This window comes from Acinetobacter sp. UBA3132 (assembly GCF_002364825.1).
Classification (GTDB): domain Bacteria; phylum Pseudomonadota; class Gammaproteobacteria; order Pseudomonadales; family Moraxellaceae; genus Acinetobacter; species Acinetobacter schindleri.
The window spans coordinates 1-6704 of record NZ_DEZM01000064.1 but is presented as its reverse complement, the minus strand read 5'-3'; the positions used below and the strand labels follow the sequence as shown (position 1 = coordinate 6704).

5 protein-coding genes and 1 pseudogene are annotated in these 6704 nt (G+C 42.7%); 1 reads left to right on the top strand and 5 read right to left on the bottom strand.

Annotated elements, in window-relative coordinates:
• The 4 genes from B4033_RS02945 to ppsA form a co-directional block, all read right to left on the bottom strand.
• On the bottom strand, positions 1-329 hold a 329-nt coding region (locus tag B4033_RS02945; RefSeq protein ID WP_414631403.1), incomplete at its 3' end, for a cbb3-type cytochrome c oxidase subunit I.
• 3 nt (positions 330-332) lie between these two features.
• Positions 333-1421: a ubiquinol oxidase subunit II gene (cyoA, locus tag B4033_RS02940; RefSeq protein ID WP_004815702.1), complete on the bottom strand. Its 1089-nt coding sequence runs from the start codon at positions 1419-1421 to the stop codon at positions 333-335.
• A gap of 302 nt (positions 1422-1723) precedes the next feature.
• A complete protein-coding gene (locus tag B4033_RS02935) occupies positions 1724-2518 on the bottom strand; it encodes an RDD family protein (RefSeq protein WP_286831972.1) in 795 nt (264 codons plus the stop codon).
• A gap of 381 nt (positions 2519-2899) precedes the next feature.
• Positions 2900-5272, bottom strand: coding sequence for a phosphoenolpyruvate synthase (gene ppsA / locus B4033_RS02930; protein WP_286831970.1), 2373 nt, complete (start codon positions 5270-5272; stop codon positions 2900-2902).
• Positions 5273-5426: 154 nt separating this feature from the next.
• Here ppsA and ppsR point away from each other — a divergent pair, with 154 nt between their 5' ends.
• Entirely contained in the window at positions 5427-6263 is an 837-nt protein-coding gene (gene ppsR / locus B4033_RS02925; protein ID WP_286831968.1) for a posphoenolpyruvate synthetase regulatory kinase/phosphorylase PpsR, read from the top strand.
• Positions 6264-6523: 260 nt separating this feature from the next.
• Here the strand turns inward: ppsR and B4033_RS02920 are convergent.
• Positions 6524-6704, bottom strand: a pseudogene (locus B4033_RS02920) (flavoprotein); the annotation flags it as partial.

The window sequence follows — 6704 nt, the reverse complement described above, 5'->3', positions numbered from 1 at the left end:
ATCACGCCGTGCGCGGTAAAGATCTGGTCATAGTGTTCTGGGTGCAAGTAACCTTCACCACCACCTTTTGCAAGGAACTGCTGAAGACGCATCATGATCGCATCGGCGAAACCACGCACAAGCATGATAATCGACACGAAGATATACATGATACCGATTTTTTTATGGTCTACAGATGTGAACCATTCGTTCCACAGGTAGCCCCATTTTTTGAAGTAGGTGATACCAGCAACAACTGCGATACCGCCTAAGATCATCATTGCAACAGTAACCAATACGATTGGATCGTAAGGAATTGCATCTGGACCTAACTTACCTAATAAGTTCATGTCTTATTCCCCTTGAGAAGCAGTCGCATGTGCATCAGCTACATGTGCTTCAGAAGCAGCAGCTTCTTCGTGCGCAACACCGTGCTCTGCAGCAGGAGCTGAGTGGTCAGCACCATGGTAGTTGCTCATGTAGTGATTAATCACAGATTCAAACAAACCTTGCTCTACAGAAGAGTAATAAGTCACTGGATGTGGCTTAGTTGGGTAAGGCTTCATAGCTTCAGCAGCAGCCTTCTCTTCAGGAGTATTTGCTTTTGCGATCAGCGCTTCAATCTGGTGTTTACCACGGTTGCCGTCACGCAGAGATGCGAATTCAGCCTGGTCTAGAACAGTTTTTTGAACTGCTTCTGGATTTACTGAAGTACCGTTACCTGCTTGAACAGCAGAAACCCATTCAGCAAACTGAGCATCAGTCACAGAGTGAGCGCGAAAGCGCATTTGTGAGAAGCCATAACCAGAATAGTTAGAAGAGAAACCGCGGTAGCCTTCAGCTGGGCTAGTTTCATCTGCCAACAGGTTCAGGTGAGTTTGCATACCCGCCATTGCATAGATCTGACCACCTAACGCAGGGATGAAGAATGAGTTCATCGTGAAGTTAGAAGTGATACGAAGGCTAACCGGAGTTTTCTCAGGGAAGCGGATTTCGTTAACAGTCGCAATGCCTTGCTCTGGGTAGATGAAGACCCATTTGAACTGTTCAGCAATAACTTGAACGGTCAATGGTGCCTTGTCAGCCTCAAGCGGACGGTACGGGTCGTACTTGTGGGAACCCCACCAAGTTAACCAGGCAAGAATAGCAATAATAATAACTGGGATACCCCAAACTACAATTTCAATTGCAGTAGAGTGTGCCCAAGTAGGTTTATAGTCTGCGTCTTTATTCGATGCGCGATATTTCCAACCGAACCATAATGCCATGATTGCTGATGGAATAACCACCAGAAGCATTAAGTAAATCGCAGTCATCATCAGGCTACTTTGGCCTGCTGCAACTGGACCTTTAGAGTTCAGAAGTACTAAATCACCACCACACCCTGTTAAAAGTGCGGACATCGCAGATAAAGACAATACAGCTAAAATCGTTTGTCTCATTTTACAACCTCGGTGAAGAGTCCCATTCCCTAAATTAATATGGGATAGCGATTAAAGTGTCGCATGATTAAAAAGATTCATTTGTTAACAAAAAATCTTCCTAATCATGAGACACCGCTACGTTGTAGGGCATTATGCCTGATTACAACAAACTAAGCTATATATAAAGAGGCTTTAAATGACTGTAATAAAAACCGATTTTACTGCTCGGGATTGTCGAATATTTATAGTAATTTTATTTTAATTTCAAAGTTATGAGCGAAAAAAGGGATGCAGAGCATCCCTTTAAAGAGAACTTAATTTTATTGCTTGATCACCTTGGTTTTCGCCAGTTTATCGTGCAAAGTCTGACGGTTTTTGCCCAAACCGAAAATCCAGTCCACAAGCGAGAACAATGGAATAAAATAAATTGTAGGCAAAATGAACACGATACTGCGCAAAGTAAAGGCACGCATGAGTGAGGTTTGAGTACCAGTTTCAGCATCTACAATCTTAATTTTAGTCAGTTTTTTACCAATGCTTTGACCAGATTTTGCAATCAGGTAACCTTGGATAACCAGCATGATCAGCAGATATAAACCTGCTGCTGTCCAAGCCTGAGTAGAGAACATATCCAGCATTTGAGACTGCAATTCCAGCACGCGGTTCTGATCTGCACTGCCACCCATAGCCTGCGTCATGATCTGCTCATTTAACTGGGTAAAACGCAGTTTTTCTTCAGCTGTGAAGAAGGCAGTCAAAATGAAAGTTGCTGGAATCCAGAGCAGCAGGTCGACGAACTTGGCAAAAATACGTGCAGGAATACTCGCCAGTTCAGATATATTCGCTTTTGGTGCAGGACGTGCATAAGTATTGGTTTGTGCTGCAGGCTGCTCAAATGGTGCTGCTGGCTCGGCAACTGGTGCAGGTGGAATATAACCTTCAGGTTCATAAACGAATTTACCCTGCGTGAGCTCACCCAAAGCTTTCCATTCGGTCATGCCTTGGTGCCAGGCCAAATCAGTCAATAATACTTGCTGGCTTGCAAGCATCTGATTTAGCTGTTCAAGCGTATATGGTCCAGCTTGTTGATTGTTTCGTGCCAGGTAAATCTGCATAAAGACTGAATCTCAAAATGTACGTTGAAAAGGTTTAGCTTCGATTTTATTGAATTATAGCCATAACACAAACAAAATCTTAAGCTAAACATGCGCATATGTCGGACATTTTTAGGTGAAGTACAACCAAAACAACACAAAAGAAAACGAATTTGATTTAGGAAACTAAAAAAATCCAAATTTTTAGCCATCTACATAAAATAAAGTATCCAAGATTAGTGGCTTAAAAACTGTAATTTTAATGTAATGACGAAAGATTTTTTGCTGATAAATATCAAAGGAATGATTAGTTAACTCTAATCTCTTAAATTCATATAAAATTTATTACTGAAATAAGAAAGACCCTCATTTGAGGGTCTTTTTTATTTACTGAATTTCAGCTTATTTAGCTTCTTGATCAGCAAGGAAGAACCAGGTATCCAATACTGAGTCCGGGTTTAGAGATACAGATTCAATACCTTGTTCCATTAACCATTTTGCAAGATCTGGGTGATCTGAAGGGCCTTGACCACAGATACCTACATATTTACCTGCTTTACGGCAAGCCTGGATCGCCATAGAAAGAAGGACTTTTACAGCAGCATCACGTTCGTCGAACAGGTGAGATACGATACCAGAGTCACGATCTAGACCTAGTGTTAACTGAGTCAAGTCGTTAGAACCGATAGAGAAACCATCGAAGTGTTCAAGGAACTGATCAGCTAACAGCGCGTTAGTTGGCAATTCACACATCATGATAACTTTTAGACCATTTTCACCACGTTTCAGGCCATTTAATGCCAGTAGCTCAATGACACGTTTCGCTTCGTTTACAGTACGTACGAAAGGAATCATGATTTGTACGTTGGTCAAACCCATTTCGTCACGAACTTTTTTCAGTGCACGGCATTCAAGTTCGAAGCAGTCACGGAAGTTGTCAGAAACGTAGCGGCTTGCACCACGGAAGCCCAGCATCGGGTTTTCTTCTTCTGGTTCATACAACTTGCCACCGATCAGGTTCGCATATTCGTTTGACTTGAAGTCAGACATACGTACGATCACTGGCTTGTCAGCGAATGCAGCAGCAAGGGTAGAAATACCTTCAACCAGTTTTTCCACATAGAACTCGATTGGAGATGCATAACCCGCAGTACGCGCCATCACAGCAGCACGCGTTTCACGAGGCAGACTGTCAATGTTCAGCAATGCTTTAGGATGTACACCGATCATGCGGTTAATGATGAACTCAAGACGAGCAAGACCAATACCTTCGTTCGGAATTTGTGCGAAGTCAAATGCACGATCCGGGTTACCTACGTTCATCATGACTTTGAATGGAAGTTCAGGCATAGATTCGATCGAGTTCGTTTGAACTTCAAAATCAAGCGCGCCTTCGTAGATGAAACCAGTATCACCTTCAGCACAAGATACAGTCACTTCCTGACCGTCTACCAGTACTTCAGTTGCATTACCACAACCAACGATTGCTGGAACACCCAGTTCACGTGCAATGATTGCAGCGTGACAAGTACGACCACCACGGTTGGTCACAATTGCAGCAGCACGTTTCATCACCGGTTCCCAGTCCGGGTCAGTCATGTCAGATACAAGTACGTCACCGTCTTGTACTTTGTCCATTTCTTTGATCGACGTTACGATGCGGACTTTACCAGAACCGATACGTTGACCGATTGAACGGCCTTCACATACTACCGTACCTTTCTGTTTCAACAGGTAACGTTCCATCGTACCAACGTTTTCACGGCTTTTTACAGTTTCAGGACGCGCCTGAACGATGTACAGTTTGCCGTCATCACCGTCTTTTGCCCACTCGATGTCCATTGGCGCACCGTAGTGTTTTTCAATGATCAGTGCTTGTTTAGCTAGTTCTTGAAGTTCCTGGTCATTTAAAGCGAACTGTTGACGTTCAGCTTTTTCAACATCTACCACAACTACTGATTTACCAGCAGCGCCTTCTTCACCATAAATCATTTTCTGGTGTTTAGAACCCAGATTACGACGAAGGATCGCGTGCTTACCAGCAATTAGAAGTGGTTTAGAGATATAGAACTCGTCAGGGTTAACTGCGCCCTGTACAACCATTTCACCCAGACCGTAAGAAGCGGTGATGAATACTGCATCACGGAAGCCTGATTCAGTATCCAGTGTGAACATTACACCAGCTGCGCCAGTTTCAGAGCGAACCATACGTTGTACGCCAGCAGAAAGGGCAACCACGTCATGGGCAAAGTTTTGGTGTACACGGTAAGAGATTGCGCGGTCATTGTATAAAGATGCGAAAACTTCTTTGATCGCGATCAATACATTGTCGATGCCACGGATGTTCAAGAAAGTTTCTTGCTGACCAGCAAAAGACGCGTCTGGTAAGTCTTCTGCAGTTGCAGATGAACGAACGGCAACCGCGATGTCAGGGTTGTCGTTAGAAAGTGCGTCAAATGCTGCACGAACTTCTTGTTCTAATGCTGCAGTAAGCGGAGTCTCTACAATCCATTGGCGAATTTTAGCGCCAGTTTCAGCAAGAGCGTTTACATCATCAACGTTTAGGCTAGCAAGCTCTGCATTGATTTTAGCGTTTAGGCCGCTTTGCTCGAGAAATTCACGATATGCACCAGCAGTTGTTGCAAAACCACCTGGTACAGATACACCAGCGTTTGCTAGGTGGCTGATCATTTCGCCCAAAGATGAGTTTTTCCCACCAACAAGCTCAACATCGTGTTTCCCTAATTTTTCCAGACCAATTACGCGCGCTTCCAAAGTTGTTACTCCACTTTTGCAGTATTAATCATTATCTTGGCATGAGAGTATAGCAAATCACCTAGGTGGATGATTTTACTAAGCGACAGTCATGTAAGATCGGTTTACTATAAAGATTATATAGTACGAAGACAAATGTTTGAGGAGAATTTTAATGTCGGAAGGTAAACAGATAAAGCGTAGTGTTTTCTTCATTTCTGATGGTACTGCGATCACCGCAGAGACGCTGGGACACTCACTTTTGGCACAGTTCCCTCATGTCGATTTTGATATACATATCATTCCCTATATAAGCTCTGAAGAAGCTGCGACCAATGTCGTAGCCGAGATCAATGCACGTGCCCACGAGGAAGGACAGAAACCACTGGTTTTTGATACTTTGGTGGACCCATATGTGCGTGATATTATTAATACAGCTAATGCAGTAAATCTTGATGTATTTGAAGGGCTTATTAGTAAACTATCCGAAGAGCTAGGTACAGATCCAACGACGCTGGTAGGACAAACTCATGCGGTAACCGACTCTGCTTCCTATAAAGCGCGTATTGATGCTGTACATTTTGCTCTGGATAATGATGATGGCGCGCGTACTCGTCATTATGACAAGGCCGATCTGATCCTGATTGGTGTATCGCGTTCTGGTAAAACACCGACTTCGATTTATCTTTCTCTACAGTTTGGAATTCGTGTTGCAAACTACCCACTGACTGAAGAAGATCTGGATGATAACCGCCTGCCAGCCGTGCTGCGACCGCATAAAAACAAGCTGTTTGGCCTGATGATTGATGCGGAACGCCTGGTGGCAATCCGTTCTGAGCGTAAGGCGAATAGCCGTTATGCCAGCTTTAGTCAGTGCCAGATGGAACTGCGTGCGATTGAAGGAATTTACATTTCAGAGGGTATTAAGTATCTGAATGTTTCCGAGATGTCGATTGAAGAAATCTCGACACGTGTACTGCAAATGACCGGTTTAAAACGTCGTATTGGATAAAGTCCTAGTTCATGGAGTCAAAGCTGGTTTTTGACTCCATTGGTTATCAAAATTTATATATTAAAATAATTAATGATAGGAATTAACGATGATAAGATAGTTGATATCAATCGGTACTATTTCGCTACGAAATACCTCATAGAAAAATATAAACGTATTTTGATGCTAAAATTGTATAAAAAGCGATCAATAAAATTTAGGGCTTTATTCTTTTTTAGTATTTTTTATGGAATATATATCAGAAAAAAATAAATAGATTTTTATTTAAAGGTTTGAATAATGACCTCAACCGGATAATTTTCACCATGTATGCAATGAATTGCATGATCAGAAATTTTCAAAATTGGCCAAGTAATAAGCTGGCAGTTTTCACGTTGCAGGGCGATATAGAAGCTATCTGACTTAAAGTAATGACGATTAGAGGCTGCCAGATTAGGCATG

What these genes read in the sequence shown, in the direction of transcription:
- ppsR (WP_286831968.1), top strand. Translation starts at nt 5,427, where the DNA reads ATGTCGGAAGGTAAACAGATAAAGCGTAGTGTTTTCTTCATTTCTGAT.
- B4033_RS02935 (WP_286831972.1), bottom strand. Translation starts at nt 2,518, where the DNA reads ATGCAGATTTACCTGGCACGAAACAATCAACAAGCTGGACCATATACG.
- cyoA (WP_004815702.1), bottom strand. Translation starts at nt 1,421, where the DNA reads ATGAGACAAACGATTTTAGCTGTATTGTCTTTATCTGCGATGTCCGCA.